The sequence below is a fragment of the Streptococcus sp. GMD4S genome (genome assembly GCF_000296955.1).
The window spans coordinates 1-1,056 of sequence record NZ_AJRE01000272.1 but is presented as its reverse complement, the minus strand read 5'-3'; the positions used below and the strand labels follow the sequence as shown (position 1 = coordinate 1,056).

Annotated in this window: 1 protein-coding gene; it reads right to left on the bottom strand. The window is 49.8% G+C overall.

All coding sequences use genetic code 11. From position 1 onward, the window contains the following. On the bottom strand, positions 1-1,056 hold a 1,056-nt coding region (locus GMD4S_RS09300; protein WP_000330687.1), incomplete at both ends, for an FtsK/SpoIIIE domain-containing protein.

The following is a 1,056-nucleotide window of genomic DNA, read 5'->3' as shown; positions in this document are numbered from 1 at the left end:
AGGCTACTGTCGGTTGCACTTCTTCCAGTTCGTCTAGTGCGATTCGCTCTTTGAGCGGTGGCAACCATGGCTGTGGTACTGGAGGAATCTCTTGTTCTTCACACAAGAGCTGGATATGGTGCACTATCGCATCCAACTCTGTCGGAACTTCCTTGATCTCATCCACATCTTCTAAGCCCGATAGGTCTTCATTCAAGATCTCATATTGGCCCAATTCATTGATAAGGTAGATGGTGTGGTCCTCAATCCCCATATCGTCCTTGTCCGGCTGGTAATCTGCCCCTGACCAGGCTGACTGGAAGAGCTCATAGACTTCGTTATTCCCGACCTGTAGATAGGCACGTCCTGTCTGGGTAATCTCGGCCGCGTCCGGTGTATGAAGCATTTCATTGGAGTCCGAACGGTCTGCCACCTTAAGGGCGATCTTGAAGCGTGAGTTAGACCAGATCTGGTCATCCACCACACCAGATGGTTTCTGAGTAGCTAGGATCAAGTGGACCCCGAGGGAACGTCCGACACGCGCGATGGATACCAGCTCCTTGATAAAGTCTGGCTGGTTGACCTTGAGCTCTGCGAACTCATCTGAGATGAGAAAGAGGTGAGGGAGCGGTTCTGTCGCTTCTCCGTTTTTAAATTTCTTCTGGTATTGATTGATATGGTTGACTTCGAACTCTCCAAAGAGTCGTTCACGACGATGGATCTCCGCATTAATCGAAGCCAGAGCCCGCATAGATTGGGCACCATCCAAGTTGGTAATCGTCCCCAAGAGGTGAGGCAGGTTTTTAAAGAGATTGGCCATCCCACCACCCTTATAGTCAATCAGCAAGAAAGCCACATCATGAGGGTGGAAGTTAACAGCGAGGGATAGGATATAGGATTGGATAGTTTCCGACTTCCCTGAACCAGTCGTCCCTGCGATCAAACCATGAGGTCCATGGGCTTTTTCATGTAGATTGAGCTGAACCAGGTCATCCTGACCACGCAGACCAATTGGCACAGCCAAACTCTTGTAAGGTGCGTTCTTTTTCCAACGGCTCGATACCTGCAAATCCTCAA